Here is a 495-nt window from a genome sequence, read left to right on the forward strand (position 1 = left end):
CTAGCGGATCATTTTCACGTTGCCGTTCAAGTTTATGAAGCCTTAAAGAGAGTCCGTATCCATGTTATGAAAGAATTTCCAAAGGATTCCAGAGAACGTAGACAACTAAAAAAGTTTTGGAAACTGATTATGAAATATGAATCTGATTTAGACAATACTGTAAGACGCAAACGAGCAAATTATAGAGGCGCATTATTAACTGACAACGAAGTTGTTCAGCGTCTATTGACGCTATCACCGATGTTGAAAGACGCCTATGACTTCTATCAAGATATTTTATTTGCCATGCATAAACAAGATATGAATCTACTAAAACGAATCCTATGGCCATCCAAGGACGACTTGCAATACAATATTTCTGACGAAATGAAGAAGGCTAAACAAACATTAAGAAGGCATTTTGAAGAAATTAAAAATAGCTTCATTGATAAAAACCAATCCTTTACCAATGGCCCTGTTGAAGGATGCAACAATAAAATCAAAACAATCAAAAAA

General features: G+C 34.7%; 1 protein-coding gene. It reads left to right on the forward strand.

The features are described 5' to 3' along the window. Positions 1 to 495 (forward strand): transposase (locus FD16_RS12470; protein ID WP_162255737.1); only part of this gene is annotated, 495 nt, incomplete at both ends.

The organism is Paucilactobacillus suebicus DSM 5007 = KCTC 3549 (assembly GCF_001434475.1).
GTDB classification, from domain to species: domain Bacteria; phylum Bacillota; class Bacilli; order Lactobacillales; family Lactobacillaceae; genus Paucilactobacillus; species Paucilactobacillus suebicus.